General features: G+C 58.0%; 23 protein-coding genes and 2 pseudogenes. 11 read left to right on the top strand and 14 right to left on the bottom strand.

What is annotated here, in order from left to right:
• Positions 1-54: 54 nt before the first annotated feature.
• Both EYC95_RS10440 and EYC95_RS10435 read right to left on the bottom strand, forming a co-directional pair.
• Positions 55-1,665: an ATP-binding protein gene (locus EYC95_RS10440; RefSeq protein ID WP_131060276.1), complete on the bottom strand. Its 1,611-nt coding sequence runs from the start codon at positions 1,663-1,665 to the stop codon at positions 55-57.
• Entirely contained in the window at positions 1,662-2,375 is a 714-nt protein-coding gene (locus tag EYC95_RS10435; protein WP_131060275.1) for a response regulator, read from the bottom strand. The genes EYC95_RS10440 and EYC95_RS10435 overlap by 4 nt, the downstream gene beginning before the upstream one ends.
• Before the next feature lie 732 nt (positions 2,376-3,107).
• On the opposite strand from EYC95_RS10435, the gene EYC95_RS10430 reads away from it, so the two are divergent.
• From EYC95_RS10430 to EYC95_RS10395, 7 genes and pseudogenes are all read left to right on the top strand, one after another.
• Positions 3,108-6,002 carry a ribonucleoside-diphosphate reductase subunit alpha gene (locus EYC95_RS10430; protein WP_131060274.1) on the top strand — a complete coding sequence of 965 codons (2,895 nt, stop codon included), beginning with the start codon at positions 3,108-3,110 and terminating at the stop codon, positions 6,000-6,002.
• Positions 6,003-6,804: 802 nt separating this feature from the next.
• Entirely contained in the window at positions 6,805-7,200 is a 396-nt protein-coding gene (locus tag EYC95_RS10425) for a hypothetical protein (RefSeq protein WP_131060273.1), read from the top strand.
• A 99-nt stretch (positions 7,201-7,299) separates the two neighbouring features.
• Positions 7,300-7,698 (top strand): hypothetical protein, encoded by a 399-nt coding sequence (locus EYC95_RS10420; protein ID WP_131060272.1) that lies wholly within the window; start codon positions 7,300-7,302, stop codon positions 7,696-7,698.
• Between the two features lie 124 nt (positions 7,699-7,822).
• The gene (locus EYC95_RS10415; protein WP_256656936.1) at positions 7,823-8,059 is read left to right on the top strand and encodes a DUF2933 domain-containing protein; all 237 of its coding nucleotides are present in this window, start codon (positions 7,823-7,825) and stop codon (positions 8,057-8,059) included.
• A gap of 72 nt (positions 8,060-8,131) precedes the next feature.
• Positions 8,132-10,319, top strand: a pseudogene (locus EYC95_RS10405) (heavy metal translocating P-type ATPase).
• 113 nt (positions 10,320-10,432) lie between these two features.
• Positions 10,433-10,705 (top strand): heavy-metal-associated domain-containing protein, encoded by a 273-nt coding sequence (locus EYC95_RS10400; protein ID WP_131060270.1) that lies wholly within the window; start codon positions 10,433-10,435, stop codon positions 10,703-10,705.
• Between the two features lie 27 nt (positions 10,706-10,732).
• The gene (locus tag EYC95_RS10395; protein WP_131060269.1) at positions 10,733-11,173 is read left to right on the top strand and encodes a DUF411 domain-containing protein; all 441 of its coding nucleotides are present in this window, start codon (positions 10,733-10,735) and stop codon (positions 11,171-11,173) included.
• A gap of 308 nt (positions 11,174-11,481) precedes the next feature.
• Here the strand turns inward: EYC95_RS10395 and EYC95_RS30345 are convergent, their stop codons facing one another.
• The 7 genes from EYC95_RS30345 to EYC95_RS10360 form a co-directional block, all read right to left on the bottom strand.
• On the bottom strand, positions 11,482-11,796 hold the full coding sequence (locus EYC95_RS30345) for a histone-like nucleoid-structuring protein, MvaT/MvaU family (protein ID WP_256656946.1): 315 nt from the start codon (positions 11,794-11,796) through the stop codon (positions 11,482-11,484).
• 395 nt (positions 11,797-12,191) lie between these two features.
• On the bottom strand, positions 12,192-13,505 hold the full coding sequence (gene flgE, locus EYC95_RS10385; protein ID WP_131060268.1) for a flagellar hook protein FlgE: 1,314 nt from the start codon (positions 13,503-13,505) through the stop codon (positions 12,192-12,194).
• A 31-nt stretch (positions 13,506-13,536) separates the two neighbouring features.
• Complete coding sequence (flgD, locus tag EYC95_RS10380) at positions 13,537-14,259, bottom strand: flagellar hook assembly protein FlgD (protein WP_131060267.1); 723 nt, start codon at positions 14,257-14,259, stop codon at positions 13,537-13,539.
• Between the two features lie 15 nt (positions 14,260-14,274).
• A complete protein-coding gene (flgC, locus tag EYC95_RS10375) occupies positions 14,275-14,718 on the bottom strand; it encodes a flagellar basal body rod protein FlgC (protein ID WP_007899122.1) in 444 nt (147 codons plus the stop codon).
• A gap of 3 nt (positions 14,719-14,721) precedes the next feature.
• On the bottom strand, positions 14,722-15,129 hold the full coding sequence (flgB, locus tag EYC95_RS10370; protein WP_131060266.1) for a flagellar basal body rod protein FlgB: 408 nt from the start codon (positions 15,127-15,129) through the stop codon (positions 14,722-14,724).
• A gap of 360 nt (positions 15,130-15,489) precedes the next feature.
• Complete coding sequence (gene cheR / locus EYC95_RS10365) at positions 15,490-16,317, bottom strand: protein-glutamate O-methyltransferase CheR (protein WP_010457158.1); 828 nt, start codon at positions 16,315-16,317, stop codon at positions 15,490-15,492.
• Between the two features lie 46 nt (positions 16,318-16,363).
• Positions 16,364-17,296 (bottom strand): chemotaxis protein CheV, encoded by a 933-nt coding sequence (locus EYC95_RS10360; RefSeq protein ID WP_131060265.1) that lies wholly within the window; start codon positions 17,294-17,296, stop codon positions 16,364-16,366.
• 82 nt (positions 17,297-17,378) lie between these two features.
• Here EYC95_RS10360 and flgA point away from each other — a divergent pair, with 82 nt between their 5' ends.
• The 4 genes from flgA (at position 17,379) to EYC95_RS10340 (ending at position 19,984) form a co-directional block, all read left to right on the top strand.
• Positions 17,379-18,140: a flagellar basal body P-ring formation chaperone FlgA gene (flgA, locus tag EYC95_RS10355; protein WP_131060264.1), complete on the top strand. Its 762-nt coding sequence runs from the start codon at positions 17,379-17,381 to the stop codon at positions 18,138-18,140.
• A gap of 165 nt (positions 18,141-18,305) precedes the next feature.
• Entirely contained in the window at positions 18,306-18,632 is a 327-nt protein-coding gene (flgM, locus tag EYC95_RS10350; RefSeq protein ID WP_131060263.1) for a flagellar biosynthesis anti-sigma factor FlgM, read from the top strand.
• A 48-nt stretch (positions 18,633-18,680) separates the two neighbouring features.
• Positions 18,681-19,148, top strand: a complete 468-nt coding sequence (locus tag EYC95_RS10345) for a flagella synthesis protein FlgN (protein WP_131060262.1) — start codon at positions 18,681-18,683, stop codon at positions 19,146-19,148.
• Positions 19,149-19,240: 92 nt separating this feature from the next.
• Positions 19,241-19,984: a flagellar brake protein gene (locus tag EYC95_RS10340; RefSeq protein ID WP_131060261.1), complete on the top strand. Its 744-nt coding sequence runs from the start codon at positions 19,241-19,243 to the stop codon at positions 19,982-19,984.
• A gap of 64 nt (positions 19,985-20,048) precedes the next feature.
• On the opposite strand, the gene EYC95_RS10335 is transcribed toward EYC95_RS10340, so the two are convergent.
• The 5 genes and pseudogenes from EYC95_RS10335 to EYC95_RS30340 all read right to left on the bottom strand — a co-directional run.
• Positions 20,049-21,419 carry an MFS transporter gene (locus EYC95_RS10335; protein ID WP_131060260.1) on the bottom strand — a complete coding sequence of 457 codons (1,371 nt, stop codon included), beginning with the start codon at positions 21,417-21,419 and terminating at the stop codon, positions 20,049-20,051.
• A 70-nt stretch (positions 21,420-21,489) separates the two neighbouring features.
• Complete coding sequence (locus EYC95_RS10330; RefSeq protein ID WP_178083831.1) at positions 21,490-22,731, bottom strand: glutamine synthetase family protein; 1,242 nt, start codon at positions 22,729-22,731, stop codon at positions 21,490-21,492.
• A gap of 200 nt (positions 22,732-22,931) precedes the next feature.
• A complete protein-coding gene (locus tag EYC95_RS10325) occupies positions 22,932-23,624 on the bottom strand; it encodes a sensor histidine kinase KdpD (protein ID WP_131060258.1) in 693 nt (230 codons plus the stop codon).
• Entirely contained in the window at positions 23,621-25,225 is a 1,605-nt protein-coding gene (locus EYC95_RS10320; RefSeq protein WP_131060257.1) for a tetratricopeptide repeat-containing response regulator, read from the bottom strand. The genes EYC95_RS10325 and EYC95_RS10320 overlap by 4 nt, the downstream gene beginning before the upstream one ends.
• A 236-nt stretch (positions 25,226-25,461) precedes the next feature.
• Positions 25,462-25,658, bottom strand: a pseudogene (locus EYC95_RS30340) (CopD family protein); the annotation flags it as partial.

The raw sequence follows: 25,658 nt of genomic DNA, 5'->3' as shown, positions 1-25,658 counted from the left end.
GATCTTTAGTGTCGGTTCGGGCCTCTTCGCGGGCAAGTCGGATCGCCGCACATCTCACCGCTTCTCCTGATTCCTCGGCCAACTCAGGCTGAAGCACGCCCCGCCCAGACTCTGGCTCTTGCTGATCAACGCCCGCCCGTCATGCCAATGGATGATCCGCCGCACGATCGACAACCCCAATCCATGCCCGCCCGACGCCCGGGTGCGGCTGTCATCAAGACGCAGGAACGGGGTGAAGATTTTCTCCCACGCCGACTCCGGCACGCCCGGTCCGTCATCTTCGATGTCCACCCGGCAACGCTGCTGCCCCACCTGATAACTGACGGTCACCCGCGACGAGGCGTGGCGCATGGCGTTGCTCACCAGGTTCTGGATCGCCCGGTGCAAATAGCGCGGCTCGGCCTCGACCCAGGCGTCGTCGCAATCGGCGGCGGACAGGCACAACCCGCGCTGCACAGTGACGTCTGCGCGCAGCGGTGCCAGCTCCTCGATCACCTGATTGACCAACGCATCCAGATCGATCCGCTGGAAATTCAGCGCCGGCGAGCCCTGCTCCAGACGCGCGTAGGTCAGCATTTCGTCCACCAGTTTGTCGAGGTCCTCGATGTCGTGGTCCATACCTTCGCGGTATTTCTCCAGGGCCTGCGGCGTGGTGGCCGAGCCGATCATCTCCAGGCCAAAACGCAGGCGCGCCACCGGGGTGCGCAATTCGTGGGATACCGCGCGCACCAGTTCACGCTGGATCGCCAGCAACTGCTGCAAGTGCTCGGCCATGCCGTTGAACGCCGAGGCCAGTCGCCCCACCGAGTCCGCGCCGCGCGCCGGCACGCGGGTTTCCAGGCTGCCCTTGGCGATGCGCGTGGCAGCGGCTTCGAGGCCACGTAAACGTCGTTCAAGTTGTCGCACTAATAGATAGACGATCAAACCGATCAGGCTCAAACCGAGGGCCGCGATCAGCACCAGCCACTCGGGTGGATAAGGATTCATCTGATACAGCGGGCCGATTTCCAGGACCCAGGGCGTGCCGACCATACCGGCGAATACCCGGATCGAGTCGCCGCCCTTGCCCAGCGCCATCACCGTGTCGCCTTCGGAGATCCGGCGGCTCTGGTCTTCGTCCATGTCCGCCTGCTCGACGGTGACCAGCCGCAAGTCGAAACCAAAGCCCTTGTCTTGTTTCAATTGCGCCAGGCGCTTGGGCTGGTCGGCCACCGGCACGCGCACCAGTTCGTCGGCCAGCAGGTAAATGGTCGCTCGCGCCAGTTGCTCGCTGATCTGCTGCACCTCGCCCGTGAGAACAAGCTGCTCCTTGTCACTGACCAAGCGATAAACCCTTGCCGCGTGCGGGCCGGTCTGCTCCACCAGCGCCTGGCCGCGCAGCACGCGGGTGCGCTGCGTCAGGTCGAGATCGGTCTGGGCAAAGGACTTCAGCGCCAACGGAATACCCAGCAAACGTTCCCACACCAGCAAGGCCCGGTGGCGCTCGGTTTCGTTCATTGGTTGCAGGTTGTCGGCCATCAGCGAAAAGGTGCCGTGGGCCAGGCGTTCGCGGTATTGCTCGCTGCGCACCTGATTGAGCAGGTGCAACGCCAGTACGCCGAGCACCGCGACCAGAATCAGCGCCGCGCACATGCCGCCGTAGATGCGCAGGAAGATCGAGTTCACAGGGTGCAGGCTTCCGGAACGAACAGATAACCTTTGCTGCGGATGGTTTTGATCAGTCGCGGATGATCAGGGTCGTCGCCGATTTTCGGGCGGATGCGCGAGATGCGCACGTCGATGGAGCGATCCTGGCCGTCATAGCCGATGCCGCGCAGCGCGGTGAAAATCTCTTCCCGGGACAGGATGCGCCCGGCGTTGGCCACCAGCAGCCACAGCAGGTCGAACTCGGCGCTGGTCAGTTCGATACCGTTGTCATTCAGCCAGGCCTCGCGCAATGCGTTGTCCACCACCAGCGGGCCGAATTGCAGGCGCCGTTGTTTTTCCGGGGCCACCTCAGGGGCTTCACTGCGGCGCAACAGGGCCTGGATGCGCGCCAGCAGCAGGCGTGGACGAACCGGTTTGCACACGTAATCGTCAGCGCCCAGGTCGAGGCCAAGAATCTGATCAGTGTCATCGGTGCGCGCGGTGAGCATCAGGATCGGGCCGTCATATTTGTCTCGGACCTTGCGGCAGATGCTCAGGCCATCTTCGCCCGGCAGCATCAGGTCGAGGATCACCAGGTCCGGCTTTTCATTAATGATGCGAGCCGCGGCCAGGGCGCCATTGCCCTCGATCGATACGCGCAGGCCATTGGCTTCCAGGTAATCGCGGGTCAGTTCGGCCAGTCGCTGGTCGTCCTCCACAATCAATATCTGCCAGGCTTCTTGCTCCACGGTGACCTCTGCTTGCCAACAACACGAATAAGGAAGGATCCGCCCGTCTTTTTGTAATGATTAGGGAGGATAAGAAAGCATACACACTGGCCGATTGTATAAACGCCGAACGCCGAGAACACAAGCCGGCAAATGCGTTCGGACAACCCGGTTTTTTGTGGTAGGGTTCGCGCCCTTAAAAATCCGAATGACTGTTTTCAATCGCTGAAAATCAGTGAAAAACGGTCCGCTCCAGCTAGGTCGCGGCCTACACGCCTGTTCCCTCTTTCACACACAATTTACGCACAGGTTTATCCACAGGTAGTACGTTGCAACACCCTCCAAAACGCATTATCTTGTAGCACGGCGCCAAAAAAACCCTACATGTAGGGTTTTGGCTTAAAAAGCCCAACCACATTTCAGACCAGAAACTCAAGCGCTTTATTGCTGTTTCCGGTTGAACCAAGCGTGATTTTACAAGCCCAAACCGCACCTGCGGATGGCACCGTTTTTTAAGGCCGGAACAGCCAGAACGGTACGGGTGTTGCAATCATTACTGTCACCCTGAATGGAATCCGGTTTCGAGCCCAGGCTCGCGACTAAAGACTTCGGCAAGGAAGCGGCATCATTAGCCTTTTCCTACTGTCCCGAAGTTGTTATGCCCGACGCCCGTCGGTTGTAGTGCTTCAGGACAGAACGGTGGGCACCGTGATGGTGCCCAAACAAACATAGAGAATGTGGAGACAACCCCCCATGCAAACCGACACAACTCGCGAGAACCCGCAGGGCACCTTGCCGCAGGCCGCTGATTCGACTTCGGATCTGTCCGCCACCGCGCCTGGCCAACTGCGCGTGATCAAGCGTAACGGCACTGTCGTTCCTTACACCGACGACAAAATCACCGTCGCGATCACCAAAGCGTTTCTCGCAGTTGAGGGCGGCACCGCTGCCGCCTCGTCGCGAATCCATGACACCGTTGCCCGCCTGACCGAACAAGTCACCGCGACCTTCAAGCGTCGCATGCCGTCGGGCGGCACTATCCACATCGAAGAAATCCAGGACCAGGTTGAACTGGCCCTGATGCGTGCCGGCGAGCAGAAAGTAGCCCGTGACTACGTGATCTACCGTGACGGTCGTTCGAAAGAACGCGCTGCCCACGCACCGGCCGAAGAAGCAGTCAACGCTCACCCGTCGATCCGAATCACCCGCGCCGATGGCACCTTTGCGCCCCTGGACATGGGCCGCCTGAACACCATCGTCACCGAAGCGTGCGAAGGCCTTGCAGAAGTCGACGGCGACCTGATCCAGCGCGAAACGCTGAAAAACCTGTACGACGGCGTGGCCCTGACCGACGTCAACACCGCGTTGGTGATGACCGCCCGTACGCTGGTTGAGCGTGAGCCGAACTACTCGTTCGTGACCGCTCGCCTGTTGATGGACACCCTGCGTGCAGAAGGCTTGAACTTCCTGGAAGTCGCCGAAAGCGCGACCCACCACGAAATGGTCGACCTGTACGCCAAGGCCTTGCCTGCGTACATCGCCAAGGGTATCCAATTCGAATTGCTGAACCCGATCCTGGCCTCCTTCGACCTGGAAAAACTCGGCAAGGCGATCAACCACGAGCGCGATCAGCAGTTCACCTACCTGGGCCTGCAAACCCTGTACGACCGTTACTTCATCCACAAGGACGGTATCCGCTTCGAACTGCCGCAAATCTTCTTCATGCGCGTGGCCATGGGCCTGGCGATCGAAGAGAAGCACAAAGAAGACCGTGCGATCGAGTTCTACAACCTGTTGTCGTCCTTCGACTACATGTCCTCGACCCCAACCCTGTTCAACGCCGGCACCCTGCGTCCACAGTTGTCCAGCTGCTACCTGACCACCGTGCCGGATGACCTGTCGGGCATTTACCACGCGATCCACGACAACGCCATGTTGTCGAAATTCGCGGGCGGCCTGGGCAACGACTGGACGCCGGTTCGTGCGCTGGGTTCGTACATCAAGGGCACCAACGGCAAATCCCAGGGCGTTGTTCCGTTCCTGAAAGTTGTGAACGACACCGCCGTCGCCGTTAACCAGGGTGGCAAGCGCAAAGGCGCTGTCTGTGCCTACCTGGAAACCTGGCACATGGACATCGAAGAGTTCATCGAACTCCGTAAGAACACCGGTGATGATCGTCGTCGTACCCACGACATGAACACCGCCAACTGGATCCCTGACCTGTTCATGAAGCGCGTCTTCGATGACGGCAAGTGGACCCTGTTCTCGCCGTCCGAAGTACCGGACCTGCACGACCTGACCGGTAAAGCTTTCGAAGAACGTTACGAGTACTACGAAGCCCTGTCCGAGTACCCGGGCAAGATCAAGCTGTTCAAGACCATCCAGGCCAAAGACCTGTGGCGCAAAATGCTGTCCATGCTGTTTGAAACCGGCCACCCATGGCTGACCTTCAAAGACCCGTGCAACCTGCGCAGCCCGCAGCAGCACGTGGGCGTGGTCCACAGCTCGAACCTGTGCACCGAGATCACCTTGAACACCAACAAGGACGAGATCGCTGTTTGCAACCTGGGCTCGATCAACCTGCCGAACCACATCGTCAACGGCAAGCTGGACACCGCCAAGCTGGAACGCACCGTGAACACCGCCGTTCGCATGCTCGATAACGTGATCGACATCAACTACTACTCGGTGCCACAAGCCAAGAACTCCAACTTCAAGCACCGTCCGGTCGGTCTGGGCATCATGGGCTTCCAGGACGCGCTGTACCTGCAGCACATCCCTTACGGTTCGGACGCTGCCGTCGAGTTCGCCGACAAGTCGATGGAAGCGGTCAGCTACTACGCGATCCAGGCTTCCTGCGACCTGGCCGACGAGCGCGGCGCCTACGAGACGTTCCAGGGTTCGCTGTGGTCCAAGGGCATCCTGCCGCTGGATTCGCAACAGATCCTGATCGAACAGCGTGGCCAGAAGTACATCGACGTTGACCTGAACGAATCCCTGGACTGGGCACCGGTTCGTGCCCGTGTGCAGAAAGGTATTCGTAACTCCAACATCATGGCCATCGCACCGACCGCGACCATCGCCAACATCACTGGCGTCTCGCAGTCGATCGAACCGACCTACCAGAACCTCTACGTGAAATCGAACCTGTCGGGCGAATTCACCGTGATCAACCCGTACCTGGTTCGCGACCTGAAGGCTCGCGGTCTGTGGGACTCGGTCATGATCAACGACCTGAAGTACTACGACGGTTCGGTGCAACAGATCGAGCGTATCCCGCAAGAACTCAAAGAGCTCTACGCGACTGCCTTCGAAGTGGACACCAAGTGGATCGTTGACGCGGCAAGCCGTCGCCAGAAGTGGATCGACCAGGCTCAATCGCTGAACCTGTACATCGCTGGCGCATCGGGCAAGAAGCTGGACGTGACCTACCGCATGGCCTGGTACCGTGGTCTGAAAACCACTTACTACCTCCGTGCCCTGGCTGCGACCAGCACCGAGAAGTCGACCATCAACACCGGCAAGCTGAACGCTGTTTCCAGCGGCGGCAACCACGGTGAAGATTCGGTCCTGGCAGCACCTGCCGGCCCTGCTCCAGTGCCGAAAGCTTGCGCCATCGACGAGCCGGATTGCGAAGCTTGCCAATGAAATTCAGGTACAAATAAACGCATACATTAGTCTGTAAAACCCCATCAACCCCCTGATAACAAAGGGGGTTTTTGGTAAACAGTACAATACAAACTTCCTATACTCCCCGCCCTGCTATCACAGGTTCAGGGAACGTATACATCGCAAGCCATCCGAATCAAATCCTTCATCGCCACCGACGGCCTACCTATGGCCGTACTGGTGGATGCGGACGGCTCTCCCCCCTTCCTACCCAATGTCTACGCGACTGTTCGATACCGGGACAGGGGTGCAGCGCTTACGACCACAGAAAAGGTCCTTCGCACCATCGGCATGACCTACCTGTGGACCCATTCCCGGAACATCGATATTCACACTGCGCTAACGTCGGAAGCATTTCTGACTCTTGCTCATGGCCAACCCCGCGAGCGTCTGATAGCTGCCTTACGCCATGGAACCTAGATGAGGCTAGTTACCCAGCAACAGTTCCTTGAGCAGCCCACTCAGGATCAGACAGTCGGATTCGTTTTTCTCAAAACCGGCGTCAGCTCAGATTATTTGATTCAAAAGCAGCTTTGGTCACTGCGACCGCTGCACTCAACGCCCCCTTTAATCACAAGGACAATCAAAGGGCAGTGCACCACAAGCTGCTAGTAAAGAGCGGCAAAGAGGGGTAAACATCTGAAAGGTCGACGTAGACCATACAATTTGACCACACCACAAGAGCCGACACCCGGCTGCATAAATTGATGTGGATCAACCTTGGCACTTCGATGCGCTGTATTTTGAATCAAAGCCCGTTAATCAGTACCGGAGATTCTCCATGTTCTGGTTTCGCCATCGTCAACCAGCGTTCATACGCCTAGCCATCGTGCTGTGGGTGTTAGCGTTTGGTCTGGCAGCGAGCCAGGGATGTCTGGCACAGCCCAGCCACAATCCGGCTACAACTCATGTCTCGCTGAACACCGCGCAAGATCACGATAGCCACGACACCCATGCCCACGGTTGCCTTCAGCACTGCGCCGATGCGGCGATAGCTGTAAGTCCTTCGCTCCATCTTCAAATATTTAACCTGTCCAGTTGGACGTTTCTGTTCCTGATCCCTGCGCTGCTGATTTTGTATCCCGCCAACCCCTCCGCTTTTGCCTTTCTTGCGTTACGGCGCCCTGTACCGGCCAGACCGCCTGCCCGCCTGATTTTCGTCCGTTTCAACGATTAATCCGACCGTCTGCGCGCCGATCTTCGGCGCATTGTCTGACTGCGCCAACCTGGTGCGGCTCGGTATTACCTGAGTTGTCCTCACCCTTTGGAGAATGCCATGCATGCCTCATTGAAATGTATCCTCGCCACCCTGCTCGTGAGCAGCCCACTCATGGCCTCGGCAGTCGATGAGCATCACCCGGAGCAGACGCCGACCGCGCCCACCCAGACGAGCGAAGCAGCTAAGCCGATGCAAAACGATGTCATGTCCGAGCAAATGCAAAAAATGCAGGCTGCACACGACAAGGCAGCCGCCGCCAAGACCCCTGCCGAGCGACACGCCGCCATGCAGGAGAGCATGCAGACGATGAAGGACAGCATGGCCATGATGCATAAGAACTGTCATGGCATGGGCATGGCCGGCAACAAAGACGGCATGGAGATGGGAATGATGAACATGATGATGAAAATGATGGATCAGCAATCGAGCATGATGAAGATGCCGATGAGCAAGTAACGCGTACAAGCCTGTAGGCAATGCAACGTCGGTTTTACCTTTGCCAATATGCCAAGGGTAAAACCTCCGCCCGTTGGCCAATACGACGTATCACTAACAGCACGTCCCTCAGGAGTACAGAACCATGATGAATTCACCACATTCCGCTAACACCTCCCCAACATTTTGGAGGAGCAAACCCGGCATAGCGCTGGGCATGCTGCTGGTGATCGTGCTGTTCTATCTGGCAAGAGAACACTACGGCCATATGCTGGGCTTACTGCCTTACATGATGACACCACCACGGTGGTCACAGTCATCACGGCGAAACCTCAGCCTCAACCAAGGATGCGAACAGGAGTTAGCTCATGCCCACCCCTGAGCTTCGTTCAGAGCACGACCCATTACAGAAGTCTGAACCCCAACTCACCGGCTCCCATGACCCGTATGTGGCATGACCGCCAGTAACGACAGCCAGTTCAGCACGAAATATGAGTGGCAAACCTACCAATTCTGCAGCCAGAAATGCCAAACGATCTTCAGGGCAGCGCCCGAGCGTTATCGAATATCTCAACTGAAAATCGAACACGTCCATCAGACAACAGCAGAACCGTTAACGGGTGCCGCTGAATACACATGTCCCATGCATCCGGAAAATTCGCCAGATCGGCCCCGGCGTCTGCCCTAAGTGCGGCATGACCTTAGAGCCGGTGATTCCCGAATTGGAGGAAGAAGAGAACTTAGAACTCAAGGACTTCACCCAGCGCTTTTGGTGGACATTGCCACTGACAATAATCGTCACCGTTCTGGCCATAGGCGGCCATGCCTTGGTGCTGTTTCACGGCCCCACGCAAAACTGGATCGAGCTGGGACTGGCCACACCCGTGGTGCTTTGGGCTGGCTGGCCGTTTATGTGCGTGGTGTGCGGTGATTCAGCGACGTCCGAACATGTGGACGCTGATCGGCCTCGGCACGGCGGCGGCCTTCCTTTACAGCGTCGTGGCCACCCTGGCCCCGATGTATTCCCCAGCAACTTCATGATGGAGGGCCGCATCGGTGTGTACTTCGAAGCAGCGGCTGTGATCATCTCACTGACCCTTCTCGGCCAGATGCTTGAACTCAAGGCTCGCACACAAACCTCGGCTGCCATCAAGTCGCTGCTCGGACTGGCACCCAAAAACGCCCGGCGGATCAATGCCGACGGCACCGAAGAAGACACCCCATTGACCCACGTACACAGCGGCGACACGTTACGTGTGCGACCGGGCGAAAAAGTGCCTGTCGACGGTCAGGTGTTGCAAGGCGAAAGCGCTGTAGATGAGTCGATGCTCACCGGCGAACCAATACCGATAATGAAGAGGGCCGGGGACGCGCTGATCGGAGCCACCCTCAACATCCACGGCAGTCTGGTGATACAGGCGCAGAAGATAGGGTCGGCGACCCTGCTCGCACAGATTGTACAGATGGTTGTGCAGGCACAACGCTCAAAAGCGCCGATGCAACGACTGGCAGACGTGATTGCCAGTTACTTCGTGATTGTGGTGATTACTATCGCCGCGCTGACTCTACTCGGTTGGGGGGCTGTGGGGGCCCGAGCCAAGTTGGGTGTTCGGACTGATCAACGCTGTCGCGGTCATGATCATCGCCTGTCCCTGCGCCCTTGGCCTAGCGACACCGATGTCAGTCATGGTCGCCACCGGGAAGGCTGCTGGCAGCGGCGTATTGTTTCGCGATGCCGCCGCCATCGAAAACCTGCGCAAAATAGACACCTTGATAGTCGACAAAACTGGCACCCTCACTGAAGGTCGACCAGCGCTCCATAGCGTCGAGGCCGTACCCGGATTTGTTCCGGATGATGTGCTGCGCCTGGCCGCTAGTCTCGATCAGGGCAGTGAGCATCGGTTGGCCCACGCCATCATCGAGCAGGCTCGTGCCGCAGGGCTAAAACTGGTGACACCTGAAACCTTCGAGTCAGCCTCAGGTATCGGTGTTAGCTGTCAGGTCGAGGGTCGCCGCCTGATGCTAGGCAATACCGCGTTGATGCAGGAGGCGGGCGTTTCCACCGAGAGCCTGCAAGTGCATGCCGAGTAGCTACGCGGCGACGGTACGAGCATCATGTACCTGGCAGTCAATGGCGCCCTCGCGGGTTTGCTGGCTGTTGCCGACCCCATCAAACCCACCACGAAGCTGGCCGTCGAGCGTCTGCAGGCGGATGGCATCAAGGTCATCATGGCCACTGGCGACGGCCTTACCACCGCTCGCTCGGTAGCTCGCCAGTTGGGCATCGAGGAGGTGCATGGTGAGGTAAAACCACAAGATAAAGAACGTCTGGTGGCTCTCAGGTATCGCCATGGGCACAGGCACTGACGTGGCATGAACAGCGCTCAGGTCACCCTGGTTAAGGGCGATCTGCTCGGTATCCTGCGTGCTCGCAGCCTGTCAGTAGCAACGGTGAGAAATATGCATCAGAACCTGACCTTCGTCTTCCTTACAACGCCATGGGCATCCCACTGGCCGCCGGCTTGTTCTTCCCTCTTACCGGTCACCTTCTGTCACCACTAATTGCCGCACTGGCCATGAGCGTGAGCTCGGCGTCGGTGGTAATCAACGCCTTGCGTCTGCGCCAAGCTTCCATTGATTGAATGAAACGACTGCTTGACCTTGCCATGGCAGCAAGGTTGAGGATAAGCCAAAGTCGCAGAAAAGCCTCATGCGTCCGTCTTTCCACGATCAACGTTGTTGTGAGGAGTCACCAATGAAAACTGTTGAACTGCAAGTCCAGGGCATGAGCTGTGGTTCATGTGTCAAACATGTCACCGAAGCGCTGCGCCCACTTGAAGGAGTCAGTGACGTAACAGTGGATCTACAAGCCGGACGGGTGAAGGTCAGCGGCGATTCGGACAACCATGCGCTGCTTGCCGCCCTGCAGGACGCGGGCTATCCAGCACAGCTGGCGACAGTGGAAAGCGTAGCAAGTAACAAAACCTCAGGTTGTGGCGGGAACGGCGGCGGTTGCTGCTGTCGGTAAGTATTCTTTTTAAACTGGAGAACTCCCATGAATACCAGTCTGCGTATCGCTGCGTTCACGACACTACTCATGACCGGAGCGGCACACGCCGCTGAAGTCATCGACGTTTACCGCGATCCTAACTGCGGCTGCTGCAAGGACTGGATAAAGTATCTTGAAGTTAATGGCTTCAGCGTGCGCGACCATGTCGAGCCCAACATGAGCGAAGTCAAACAGCGCCTCGGCGTCGCTCCGCGCTTGGCCTCCTGTCATACCGCGATGATTGACGGAAAATTTGTCGAAGGCCATGTACCGGTAGCACAGATCCTCGACCTGAAGAATCACCCCGACCTCGTCGGAGTTGCGGTGCCGGGTATGCCCGCTGGATCGCCTGGAATGGAGTACGGCCAAACCAAACAGCCGTATCAGGTGATAGGTCAGCCCCTAACGGGTACCGATCAAGTAGTCGCTGATTATCCTAGCCATTGACGACTACGTTAGGGCTAACCAGCCACGGCCTATCACAACAAGACGAATCTATGGTTCTGCTCAATCGCAGTTCAGCCAGATTGCCGCTGCCAACCAGACGGAAAGTAATCACACGCCGCCCGATGAGTATCCTACGTTGCTGTGAAAGAAGCGCTTGAGGGTCTGAATCAAGCCTATAGCGCGTGATCCCATCAAACTGATGCGATTTCAGTCTCTCTGATTTCAAGATTTCCAAGCGTTCCCTACCACGCCAACAACAAGAGGTGCAGGAGCCCTTGCTTGTACTCAAACTGAAATCACTTGGTAACTCAGGACTCAACGCTCGCGGAGCCATGCTCAGCTTTCCATGCCTTTAGAGTCTTGTGATTGCCGCCTTTGGTTTCGACGACTTCACCGGTGTGAGGGTTTTTATAGACCTTCACTTGGCGTGGCTTACGGGTACCGGTTCTGGAATCGGCAGCTGGAGCACGACGGCTCGCTTGCGGGTCAAGCAGATTGATCACGTTCGGTAGGCTGTAGCCGTACTCGGCCAGTAGAGCACGCAGCTTGGTCTCGAATTCGATTTCTTTCTTGAAGCCAGCATCGCCTTTCAGGGCTTCGAGCGCTTGAAGTTGCTCGGCCAGGTGTTATTCGAGCTGGCGGAATTCTGCGAGTTTAGACATGACGGATTTCTTTTAGATAGCTGCCTAACAGTATATTGCAGATCGATCATCGCTACAGTCGCTGCTTGCGACAACTGAACTGGTTCAGAGAAGGCAAAAATATGGTTCTTTTGCCCGAAGGAAAGTGGTGGTCGGTCTGACGCCTTCGTCGGAACGCCGCCCGGAGCAAGCCCGCTCCCCCATTGGGTCTGCGGTGTTCAGAGGTTTTGTGTTCACAGCAGATTAAATGGGGGAGCGGGCTTGCTCGCAAAGAGGCCAGCACAGACAACCAGCACCTTCGCTCCTGACAAAATCCCGACCACAAAAAAGCCCCTCTTGCGAGGGGCTCCTTGTGCAGCGCTTTCAGCTAACCAGCATCAGGTCATCTGAATGATGGTCTGCATGATGGTGCTCTGGGTGGAGATGGTCTTGGCGTTTGCCTGGTAGTTGCTCTGCGCCTTGATCAAATCAACCAGTTCGTTGGTCAGGTTGACGTTGGACTCTTCCAGGGAGTTGGACACCACCGCACCCAGCGTACCGGTTTTCGGTGCATCGACACCGGCCACGCCGGAGGCGAAGGTTTCTTTCCAGCGGGTACCACCGATTGGCTGCAGGCCTTGCTCGTTGGCGAAGCTGGCGACCGCTACCTGGCCGATGGCCTTGGTTTGCTGGTTGCTGAAGTTGGCGGTCATGACACCGCTTTCGTCGATGGTCAGGCTGGAAATCTGGCCAGTGGCGTAGCCGTCCTGATACTGCTGGGTACGGGCAGTCGCCGAGTTGAAAGAGGTGGTTTTGGTCATGTCGAAGGTCAGGCCACCGGTGGCCGGAACCGAACCGTTAGGACCCCAGACTTTCGGTGTCACGCTGGCATTGGTTACCACGCCTGGCACCCAGCCAGTCAGCTTGAAGGTTTTGCCGGTCACAGCAAAACCGGCACTGCCGGTCATGGTGTTGACGGTACCGTCAGAGTTGAAGGTCACGGTGGCAGTCACTGGCACCGGTGGCTCGGTGGCCGGGTTGGAAGGCGAACGACCGTCCACATAGGAGTATATGGTCCAAGCGTTAGTACCGGTTTTTACGTAATACTGATCCAGAGTGTGCTGGTTACCCTGGCTATCGTAGATCGGTGTGGAGATTGGCTTGTTATAGCTCAATGGCTCGGCCGGGGTGAACGGCGTAACGGTCGGAAGGGTTTCCGAGGAGTTAAGGTTCATCGTCTGGTCGACGCGAGTGGTCGCCTTTGGCGACAGGCTCGAGGTGTCGATTTTCAGGTCGGTCAGCACGCCATTGATGATCTTGCCGTTGTCATCAGCGCCGTAACCTTGCAGACGGTTGCCGTTGTTGTCGACCACGAAGTTTTCAGCGTTAGTCTTGAACGCACCCGCACGGGTGTAGCTCAGGGAACCGTTATCGCTGAGGAGGAAGAAACCGTTGCCTTGAATACCCATGTCCAACACGTTGCCGGTGTTGTTCACGTCGCCCTGGCCGAACTGCTGGGAAACGTTGGCCAGACGCACGCCGTTACCGATGGTCTTGCTGCCGGTACCCAGGCGAGTGGCCGAGTACACGTCTTCGAATTCTGCACGGGACGATTTGAAACCGGTGGTCGCGACGTTGGCGATGTTGTTGCCGGTCACGTCCAGTTGTTTATTGGCTGCATAGAGACCGCTAAGGCCGATATTGAAAGACATACTCCACTCCTTTGTGCCGTGTTAGCCGGCTCTATATACCAATGGTTTGTACTTTGGACAGAGCAACACTGCCCTGGCCTGCCAGGTTCAGCATCAACTCACCGCCGGTCTGGCTGATGGTCACACTGTTGACGGTTGCCGGCAGGTAAGTAACCAGCGAGGTCGCCTTGCTGTCGTAAGTCGCGGTGGCGGCGAATTTGTACGTGCCTGCCTTGGCCACTTCGCCCGCATCGTTCTTGCCGTCCCAGATGAAACTGGCGTTGCCGGCTTTCTGGCTGCCCAGGTTGAGGGTGCGCACAACTTTGCCATCGGCGTCGGTGATCTTGACCATGACCGGATCCACCGATGCCGGCACCACGGCCGTGCCGTTGAAACTCTTGGAGGTATCGACGACCGCCGTGCCGGTCTGCGCGACCACCGAGCGACCCACCAGCGAAGACGCTTGCAACGCCTGCGAGGAGTTGTAGTTGCCGGCAATACCGCTGACCGTAGTGTTCAGCGTGGTGATGCCTTCCAGGCTACTGAACTGTGCCAGCTGAGCCACGAATTCACCGTTGTCCTGCGGCTCAAGCGGGTTCTGGTTCTTCAGCTGGGTGACCAGCAATTGCAGGAACGCATCCTTGCCCAACGCCTTCTTGCCAGTGGCGCTGTTTGTCGCCACCGTCAGACCGTCAGCGCTGGTGTTTTTCTTGACCGAAGAATTGGCCAAGACGTCCTTGATGCTCACGCCGATGGTGGTATCGGTAACACTCATCTGAGTCGCCCCTTATCACTGACCGAGGGTCAGGACCTTCTGCATCATGGTTTTGGCGGTGTTCATCATTTCGGCGTTGGTCTGGAACGAACGACTGGCGGAAATCATGTCGGCCATTTCTTCGACGACGTTGACGTTCGGGTAGTAGACGTAGCCCTTGCCATCGGCGGCCGGATGGTTCGGCTCGTAACGCGCTTCAAGGTTGCTCTGGTCTTCGACCACGCCCAGCACCTGCACGCCTTGACCGGCGGCATCCTGGTTCTGGAACAGCGAATCGCTGCCGCCGCTCTGGCCGCCCTGGAACATGGTGGCGAATACCGGGTGACGGGCGCGATAGGTCTGGTCGATGCTCGAAGAGACGGTTTCGGCGTTGGCGATGTTCGAAGCCACGGTGTTCAAGCGAGTGGTCTGGGCACTCATGCCGCTACCGGCAATGTTGAAAACACTGGATAGAGACATGAATTACTCTCCGCGCAGGGCTGATACCAGCCCTTTGAATTTGCTGTTGAGCAGGGTGAAGCTGGCCTGGAAGCCAACCGCGTTTTCCGCGTAGTTCGACTGTTCCAGTTGAGCATCCACGGTGTTCTGGTCGATCGACGGCTGCATCGGCGTGCGATACATCAGCGACTCGTCGCCATTGCCCAGGCCTTCGGCTTCGATATGACGGCTGTTGGTCATGTTCAAGGCAAAAGTGCCGCCCTTGGATTTCTCGTTCTGTGCGGCAAGCACTTTGGAGAATTCCAGGTCCCGAGCCTTGTAGTTCGGGGTGTCGGCGTTGGCGATGTTGTTGGCCAGGACTTCGGCACGCTGCGCGCGGAAGCCCAGGGCTTGTTCGTGAATACCGAGCGCTTTATCGAAGCTGATGCTCATGTCGGGAAACCTTCGGGTGACCTGATTTTTCGTAACAGAGACATAGCAAGCGGCGTGCCAATTCAAAAAAGCCCGTAAACCGGGGCTTTGCCGGCAGTGGCAAGGCGGCAATGCCAGAAAAGCGGCAACCGTTTTCCGCCGCCTGCCGCTTTTCTGCCGCTTATCACTGGCAACACCGACCACTGTAGGAGCGAGGCTTGCCCGCGAAGACGGTGTGTCAGACAGCATCATCATTGACTGACACACCGTCTTCGCGGGCAAGCCTCGCTCCTACAAAGATTGCGGCGCTCGTGGGAATTCATCAGGACAAAAAAAAACGGGAGCCGATGAGGGCTCCCGTTTTTGGATGACGACAACAAATCACTTCGCCTGGTAAATGATCCCCGGGCTGCACTGGACCATCTGGTAATGATCCGGCAAACCGTTCAGCGCTTCGGAGGCGCCGAGGAACAGATAACCGCCCGGCTTGAGCGTGCTGTGAATGCGCAACAGGATGTCTTTCTTCACCTCGGCGGAGAAGTAGATCAGCACGTTGCGGCAGAACACGATGTCGAACTTGCCCAGGGCCGCGTAGCTGTCCAGCAGGTTGAACGAGCGAAACTCCACGCGACTCTTGATCGGCGCCTTGATGGCCCAGCGCCCCGGCCCTTTCGGGTCGAAGTAACGCTGAAGGCGCTCGGGCGACAGACCACGGCCGATGGCCAGGCTGTCGTACTCGCCAGTCTTGCAGTTGGTCAGCATGGTGCCGGACAGGTCGGTGGCCACAATCTGCGCCCCCATCTTCAGCTGGCCCATGTTGACGCGCTCGAACTCATCGATGGACATCGACAGCGAATACGGTTCCTGCCCCGACGAACACGCCGCCGACCAGATCCGCAGACGCTGGCCGGGGGCCGCCTTGATCGCTTCGGGCAGCACCTTGTTCTTCAACACTTCAAACGGATAGGTGTCACGAAACCACAGGGTTTCGTTGGTGGTCATGGCATCCACCACCATCTCGCGCAAACCGCTGCGCGGCTGGGTCTGGATGCGCTGAACCAGCTCACCCAGGGACTTGATGCCTTGCTGCTCCATCAGTTTGTTGAGACGGCTCGAGACCAGGTACTGCTTGTTTTCACCGAGCAAAATGCCACAGGCTTTTTCCAGAAATACCCGGAACTGTTCGAAATCCAAATTACCCGTAGACAAAGATGCCGCCTCTTAAATCGTGTTAACCACCAGGGACAGAAGGCCCCTAGCTGATATCTGCTGCTTTGATCCGGTCGACTACCCGGGATGCCAGGTCATCAGGACGGAATTTGGCAAGGAAGTCATCCGCACCGACTTTCTTGACCATCGCCTGATTGAATACACCCGACAACGAAGTATGCAGGATGATGTGAAGCTTTTGCATGCGAGGGTCGCTGCGGATCTCAGCCGTGAGGGTGTACCCGTCCATCTCCGGCATCTCGATGTCGGAAATCATCATCAGGAACTCTTCTTCCGGCTTCTTACCCTCGTCGACCAGCTTGCGCAGATAATCCAGCGCTTGCCGACCGTCGTTCAACGCCACCACTTCGACGCCGATCGTTTGCAGGCAGCGGGTCACCTGCTTGCGCGCCACCGACGAGTCATCGACCGTCAAAACCCGCAAGGACAACGCCTTGTGCTGAGTCTCGACATCCACCACGCCAACCGAAATCGCTTCCGGTGTCGGCGCCACTTCTGCCAGCACTTTCTCGACGTCGATGATTTCGACTAACTGATTGTCGACCCGAGTCACAGCCGTCAGGTAATGATCGCGTCCCGTGCCCTTGGGTGGCGGATGTATCTCCTCCCAGTTCATGTTGACGATGCGCTCCACCGATCGCACCAGGAAACCCTGGGTCTTGGTGTTGTACTCCGTGATGATCACGAAGGGATTGCTCTGATCTTTAAGTGCGCCGGAGCCAGTCGCCATTGCCAGATCAAGAATCGGAATGGTCGCCCCCCGGATATTTGCCACACCGCACACGACAGGACTGGACTTGGGCATCACGGTCAGTTTGGGGCATTGCAGCACTTCCCGAACCTTGAACACGTTGATCCCATACAGCTGCTGGCCGTCGAGACGGAACAACAACAGCTCAAGGCGATTCTGCCCAACCAGTTGCGTGCGCTGGTTTACCGCATCCATTACACCAGCCATGCACAGACTCCTACACCAACGCTTAAGTGTGTTGCGACGCACATTCATTGCTAAACGGCACGGCGCTTGCTTTTTAACTCTTATGAACACAGAACCGACATTTTTCCGACGCCTGACATCAACTTCCCGCAAATTGCTTTGCGCGATGTCGGCCGTTTGCCTGTTCAACGCTGGCAGCCCTGCCCTTGCTGACGCGGTTACCTTGCCTGACATGCTTATCGGCGTCACTCAGGGCTTTCTTGAATTCACCGTAGAAGACTATTTGGCTACCAGTCAAACGGAGGGACGCTACGAAATCGAGGTCAACCAGCTCGATCCGCGACTGCGCATGCCCATGTGCGACAAGGAATTGACAGCCACCCTCGAGAGCCCGGCGACCCCGATCGGGCGGGTGACGGTCAAGGTTCGTTGCGACAGTATGTCCCCCTGGACAGTCTTCGTGCCCGCTCAAGTCCGCCTGTTTCGAGACGTTGTCACGACCACGCGCCCGCTTAAACGCGCCGGGGTCATCGAGCCCGGCGACGTCATGTTGCGCGAGCGGGATATCAGCCTGATCAACCAGGGTTACTTCACCTCCATGGATCAGGCCGTCGGGCAGAAACTTACCCGACCAACGGTCGCCAATCAGGTGCTGACGCTGGTTCATCTCGAACAGGCGGAAGTCATCAGCAAGGGCGATCAAGTGGTGATTACCGCCCGCAGTGGTACGCTCAGTGTGCGTATGCCGGGCGAAGCCCTGTCCAACGGCGGCCTGCGTGAACAGATTCGTGTGAAAAACCTTAACTCCCAGCGGGTCATCAAGGCGCAAGTCACAGCGCCGGGCCAGGTGGAAGTGGCCATGTAGAGCGATCTGTTGGTGAAGAGATGGCGCTCCGCCCGGCTGTTCCCTAAACTGTGCCGCAGGCAGGACTAGCGCTGGCGCATGCAAGCTCATTGATAAATGGGCCTAAAGTTTTCGCAGGGATAGCCGAAAACATGGCAAGCGTCCAAATACCCAGAGGTTTTTATCATGGTCATCGATTTCAGCCGTTTGAACAGCTCCTCGTCACTTACCGGTAGTACGCGTACCAGCACCGCGAAGGAAACTGCCGAAACCGGCAAATCCGCGCCGCTGAATACCCCGGCCGAACAGGCCAGTACCGCCAAAAGCGGGGAATCGGTACACCTCAGCAATGAGGCTCAACAGTTGCAGAAGGTCACTGACAAGCTGCGCGATCAGCCTGCCGTCGACAACGCCCGCGTGGCCGAGTTGAAAGCAGCTATTGCCGATGGCAGCTATAAAGTCGACAGCAACCGTGTAGCCAACAAACTGCTCAACTTCGAAGCCCAGCGCTAGGCCAAGGCCCGCGCCAGGCTTTTGGACGCTTAAACCCCAAGGCCAGCCATGCACGACACTAATTTACTGCAACTGATCACCGACGATTTCGCCCCAGCACAGCACTTGCTGGAGTTACTGCAAACCGAGTCCCTCGCCTTGCACGGTCGCGACATGCCACTGCTCGAAGAGATTCTGGCGCAGAAACAGGCATTGATCATTTTGCTCGATCAGCATGGCCGCAAGCGCAGTGAAATCCTCGCCAGCCTCAATCTGCCGACCAATCGCAACGGCCTGGAACAACTTGCCAGCCAGTCGAGCATCGGCGATCAATTGCGGGAGCAGAGCGACAAACTGACCGATCTCCTGGCTCAATGCCAGGTGGCCAACATCAAAAATGGCCAGTCGATCCTGGTCCAGCAGGCCGCCACGGCCAATCAGCTGAAAATCCTCAACGGCGGTGAACCGCCAGCGCTTTACGATGCCCGCGGATCAACCTCCATGCTAGCGAAGCCGCGCCCGCTTAGTCAGGCTTGAGCCTGTTAATGAGCACGCTCTATGAAGACGCCTCACATGCTGGCAGTATGCTGGCAAGTCGCAGTCATATTTTGTCTGGAGAATGATGAACCGTGTTCAATGCCTTAAACGCGGAAGATGCTCCGCAGCCACCCAAGGTGCTATCCACGCCGATGGAAATCGCCGGTAACCTGCGGCAGCTGCAAGAGAGCCATGACCCGCTGATCATAACGTTCCACGAACGCAGCCAGCGCTTCCAGAGTTATCTGGTGGACGTCGACCGTGACGGCAACAGCATTGCCCTGGACGAAATGGTGCCTCGCGACGGCGAACGTTATCTGCTGGCCGGCGAGCCATTTCGCGTTGAAGGCTTCCACGACGGCGTGCGCATTGCCTGGGAAAGCAATGGCCTGCTGACCATCGATGAATCCGGTGATCGCTGCTACCGTGGCACTCTCCCTGATGAAGTGGTCTACCACCAGCGCCGCAATGCTTTTCGGGCGGCATTGAAGCTGGCGCAACTGATCGATGTCGAACTGGGCGGTGAAAAGCTCAAGTTCCCGATCAGGGGCAAGTTGCTGGACATCTCGGCCACTGGCTGCAAGCTGCGCTTTGAAGGTGACATCACCGCCAAGCTGCAACTGGGTCAGGTCTACGACCGCTTTGTTGCCAATCTGCCATTCGGCAGCATGACCGCGCCGGTGGAACTGCGTTACCTGCACTTCGAAGAAAGAATCTCCACCACCTTCGCCGGCATCCGCTTTCACAACATGAGCGGACTGGTGCAGCGCCAGGTCGAACGGTTCGTCTATCAGCTTCAGCGTGAAGCGCGCCGCTTCGACAAAGACGACATCTGATACAACGCTTCAACAAAAAACGGGCAGTCCCTTGCGGTGACTGCCCGTTTTTTATACGCCGGTTTTAAGGCCTGGCTTCGGTAAAACTTTGCTCGCGGCCCGCGCCCGGGTCTTCGGGCGGTGGATCGGTTTCGGGTTCCGGTTCGGGTTCAGGCGCAGGTTCTGGGTTGATCGGGTTCTGCATCTGATCCTGCACCACCTGCTCATCGACCCGCGGGTCAAGGCACGCCACCAGTGGCGAACTCGACATGCTGTCCGGCATGGCCACGTGATGCAGCGGCGCATCGTCGACCTGATGCAGGTTGGTGACCGCTTTCGGGCGAATCCGCCACACCAGCACCAACGCGAAGAAACTGAAGAAGGCATACAGCATGTGGCTGCCAAACAGCTTCATCAGCACCCCGGCCACCAACGGCCCGATACTGGCGCCAACGCCGTAGGTCACCAGCAACATCGCGGTCAGGGACACGCGACGATCGCCTTCGACGTGATCATTGGAGAACGCCACCGCCAGCGGATACAGGCAGAACATTACCAGCGAACAGAAGAACCCGGTGACAAACAATACCTCCAGCGGTACCTGTTGCATGATTGCCAGCGGCAACGCGGTAAGGGCCAGGATCACCGCAAAACAGCGGATCAACAACGCCCGGTCATAACGGTCGGACAGCCAGCCCAGCGGCCACTGAACCAGCAACCCGGCAAAAATGCAGCTACCCATGAACAGACCGACCTGCTCCGTGGATAACCCTTGCTGCGAGGCATACAGCGGCGCCAGACCGTAGAAGGAGCCAATGATCAGCCCCGCTCCCAGCACCGTACTCAACGACTGCGGCACCCGCTTGATGAAGAATCGCGGTTCCATTGGCGCAGGATGCAGCGGTGCCGGGTGAATACGACGTGTGAGGGCCACCGGCACCAGGCACAGCGCGAAGCACAAAGCGACCAGCATCAGCAACTCCAGGCCCAGGGCCGGGTGCATGACCAGAATCAGCTGACCCAGCACCAGCCCCAGGTAGGAAGCGATCATGTAGCCGCTGAACACCGTGCCGCGCTGCGACGCTTCGGCCTGCTCATTGAGCCAGCTTTCGATGACCATGTACTGGCACATCATGCCGAGGCCGACGATCACCCGCAGGAATATCCAGGCCGGCAGCCAGTCGACCAGGCCATGACCCAGCACTGCCGCGCCGACAATCCCGGCGCAGGCTGAATAAGCACGAATATGCCCGACCCGGGCGATCAGTCGGTGACCGATCTTGCCGCCCAGTACCAGGCCAAAATAGTTGGCCGCCATCAACGCACCGACCCACAAACTGTCGACGTTATCCGCCGCCAGGCGCAAGCCCAGATACGTACTCAGCAAGCCTGAGCCGATCAACATCATCAGCGAGGCAAAATAAAGCGCTCGAAAAGGTTTCCAGATTTGGCGCATCGGCGTTCCGAGCGGCTCCTTGCGGTGAGAAACGGGCTATCCGAAAAGATAGCCCGAAGACGACAGGTCGTCAGGCCTGGGCGGCCAGGACACGGCGCTCCCAGGGAGTAATTTCATCAAAGAAGCTGGTCAACTCCATGGTCTTCGAAGCGACGTAGCCTTCGATGAACTCCTTGCCAAACAGTTCATTCGCCAATTGGCTACGTTTCAGACGTTCAAGAGCGGCATGCAAGGTACACGGCAACGCAAGATTATCCGGGACGTCGAATTCACCCTGGATCGCCTCGCTCGGCTCCAGTTCGTTTTCGATACCATGCAAACCGGCGGCAAGGCTGGCGGCGATCGCCAGATAGGGATTCGCGTCGGCACCCGGCAAGCGGTTCTCGACCCGACGAGCGGCCGGCGAACTGGCCGGAATGCGCAATCCGGCGGCACGGTTGTCGTGGGACCAGCAGGCATTGTTCGGCGAGGCAAACGGATGGCACAAGCGCTGATAGGAATTCACGTTCGGCGCAAACAGCGCGGTGAAATCCGCCATCCCGGCCTGCTGACCACCAATGAAATGCCGGAAGGTCGCCGTCGGCTGACCGGCCTCGTCGCTGAACACATTCCGCCCGCTGCCGATCTCGACGATGCTTTGGTGAATGTGCATCGAACTGCCCGGCGTGTGCGCCAGCGGTTTGGCCATGCAGACCACGATCAGGCCGTGCTTGAGCGCGACTTCTTTAAGCAGATGCTTGAACAGGAACGTCTGGTCGGCCAGCAGCAACGGATCGCCGTGCAGCAAGTTGATCTCGAACTGGCTGACGCCCATCTCGTGCATGAACGTGTCCCGGGGCAAGCCCAGCGCCGCCATGCAGGCATAGACTTCACTGAAGAACGGCCGCAAGCCGTTATTGGAACTGACACTGAACGCCGAATGCCCTTCCTCACGCCGACCGTCCAGGCCCAGCGGCGGCTGGAACGGTTGCGTCGGATCGGGATTGGGCGCGAACACGAAAAATTCCAGCTCGGTCGCCACCACTGGCGCCAGGCCCAGGGCCGCGTAACGCGCGATGACCGCTTTAAGTTGGCCGCGGGTCGACAGCTTCGAGCTCTCACCGGTCAGTTCATCGGCGTCGCAAATGGCCAATGCCCGCGGTTGATCGCTACAGGGCAAGCGGTGGATGTGCGCAGGGTCAGGCACCAGTGCCAGGTCGCCATCATCGCTGCCGTAAAAACGTGCTGGCGGATATCCGCCCATGATGCATTGCAGCAGCACACCCCGCGCCATCTGCAAACGCCGCCCTTCGAGAAACCCCTCGGCCGTCATTACCTTGCCACGAGGCACGCCGTTCAAATCCGGCGTAACACATTCAATCTCATCAATGCCCGTCAATCGCTGCGCGAGTGAACGCTGGCCATCGGTTGTCATGACGCAATCCTTTGTAATTGTGGGAGCCGCGAGCGGCGACCCGTACAAAATAGGCTCCGCCTGTTCGGAATATCAAGCAGCGCCACACAAAAAGAACGTCAGGGCAGATAGAGACTGAACAGGCCGCCGCCCAACGGGCCGCCGTTACTGATTTTGGTGCGCCCGCCGACGCCATTACGCTGGTGCAGCGCGGCGATCCGTCCGGCGAAGTACAGGCCCAGACCGGTGCTGCTACTGCTGTAGTTGATGCCCTGCACATAATCCGACTGAAGCTCGATCATCGCGGGTGGATAACCGTCGCCATCGTCGTTGATGGTCAGCACCAGTTGACCGCCCTCATCGCTGACGCTGATCAGCAGCGACTGGCGGGCGTAACGAATGGCGTTGGTGATGGTATTGGCCAGCACCGAGGCCACCAGCTCCCGGTCGAAGAAACCCAGGGGGCTCAACGGGTCGACTTCGTAGGTCGCGACAATGCCGCGACTGGCGAACACCTCTTGATGACAGGCCAACTGCGCTTCGAGGAAGTCATCCAGATCATGGTAGGCCGGTTGCAACGGCATCTGATTGACGCCCAGTTTGTACAGCCCCAGCAACTGCACGAGCATGCCGTTAAGGTGAGCGAACTCGTACTCGATGACACCCTGCTCCGGGCTGTGCTGCTCGGGATCCGGCAAGCGCGCCAGCCATTGGCTGTGAGCCTGCATCAGCATGGCCAACGAGTTCTTCATGTCGTGGACGGTGGAGGCAATCACCGTGGAAAAATCCAGTGCAGAGTTGTCTTGGCTCATCCGCTGAACGCCTTGATTTTCAGTTTCTGGTAGCGCGGATAACGCGCGTCGGTGTCGGGCATCATGCCGACGAGTTTCAGGCAGGCCCGGCATTCATCCAGTTCGGCCGACGGTACGCTAGTGTCCGTGCCGTGCAGCAGCGACTGCGCCATGTTCAGCGCGATACTGATGTTCTTCGGTTGCATGTGCAGGGCCTTGCGAAACACCGCTCGAGCTTCGACCAGGTTGCCGGTCTTGTACACCTGCACGCCTTGACGGTTGAGGTCGGAGGCCGCGTTACTCTGGTTGAGAATCGTCGGGTCATCGGTCAGTTTGGCGATGCCTTGCATCACCACCGGATCGTCACCGTAGATTTCCGCACAGTTTTTCAGCATCGACGCGCCGGCGCTCGCCTGGCCAAGCATTTGCAGCTGCTTGGCCACTAACAGCGCCGCTTCGGCGCTCATGAACTGCTCCATGCCATCGAGGCGCATCATCGCCTGCTCGGTGAGCTTCTCGGCGGTTTCTGCGTCGTTGAGCAACAGGCTGGTGGCTTTCATCAGGCGCGCACGAATCTGCAAGCCGGGATCGCTGGGGTTTTCCTTGGCCACCAGACTGAGGGTCGTGTTGATTTCCAGTCGAGTGCGGGTATCCAGACCTTTCTCGCTGCCTTTGCTGATCAAGGCGTGGGCCAGGCCGAGGTTGCTTTCGGCATCCTTGAAACGCGATTGAGCGCCTTGGGACACAGCCTGGCGGTACGCCTTGGAGGCCGTGTCGAAATCTTCGTTGGCCATCGCCAGTTTGCCCAGCAGCGCTTGCCGGCGCACGGCCAGCGGCGACAGGCGAATGGCCTCTTCCAATACTTTCTGCGCGCCCTTGTTATCCCCTTCGACCACCAGCACGTCGGCCATGCCGTCATACAGCGCCGGCATCATCGGAAACACTTTCAGGGCTTTTTCGTAGATGCCCTTGGCCTGGCTAACCTGGCCGCGCTTGAACAGCAACTTGCCCAGCCCGGCAAACGCCCACGGCAAGGGGCGATCGGCAATGATGCTGTCGTAGAGGCGTTCCAGCGCTTCGTTCTGATTCAGGTCGCGCAAGGCGTCCGCGCGGTAACGCAGGCACAGCGGCGAATAACGGATGTCCTTCTTGCACAGCTCGATGCAGGCATTGAGTACTTCGAGCGGTTTGCCACGATCAAGCGCTTGCAGGATCGGCCTGAGCAAATTCTTGCGTTGTTCCAGACGCTCCAGGCGCTGGGCCAGGCCGGAACGGTTGAACGGTTTGGTCAGGTAAGCGTCGGGCTCGTGTTCCAGCGCGCTGAGCACCATGGCCTGGCTGGTTTCGGCGGTAACCATGACGAACACACTTTCATGGCTGATCAGCTTCTCGATCATCAAGTCTTCGAGGACTTGCTGGCCGTTCTTCTTGCCGTCGCCGAGGTGGAAATCCTGCAGGATGAAATCGTAGGCCTTCTGCGAACACATGCGCAGCGCCTGCTCACCGGTATCCGCGGTGTCGACGTCCTTGACCCCCAGTTCACGCAGCATGGACCTGACGGAACTGCGGAAATCCGAGAAATCATCGACGATCAGAAAACTCTTTTGGTGATACGACAGCATCGAAGATTTCCAGGCAATTTGAGAAGAAGACCATGACCGTTCGGGTTATCGGCCAGTAGTGCAGTTCCCTTGAGAAATCCCGCCTTTCAAGTGTCTCTAAATATTTGAAGGTGTTATTCAGAAACGGGATTGTCCTGCACTTTGGTTTCATGGATGAGCCCGACGTACCCATGGCCAATCAGGAAGTCAAGCTCCTGCTCGCTCGCAATAGCGATGATGAACGAATTTTGGCAACGCTATTTGGATGTTATCTCCATATCAGGACTTAACGTTCCCAACCAAGCCACTAGCCCCACAATCAAAACCGCTGTCGATAACTCGACCAACACGCTGCGCCTTAACGCATTCGCCGCCACTCGATATTCCCCCTCCCGCAACGACCGCTCCAAAAGCGGGCCAAGGTGAAATCGGTTCAGTGCGGCCAGCACCAGCA

It is taken from the genome of Pseudomonas sp. BGI-2 (assembly GCF_004310295.1).
GTDB lineage: Bacteria > Pseudomonadota > Gammaproteobacteria > Pseudomonadales > Pseudomonadaceae > Aquipseudomonas.
This window is presented reverse-complemented; position numbering and strand designations above follow the sequence as displayed.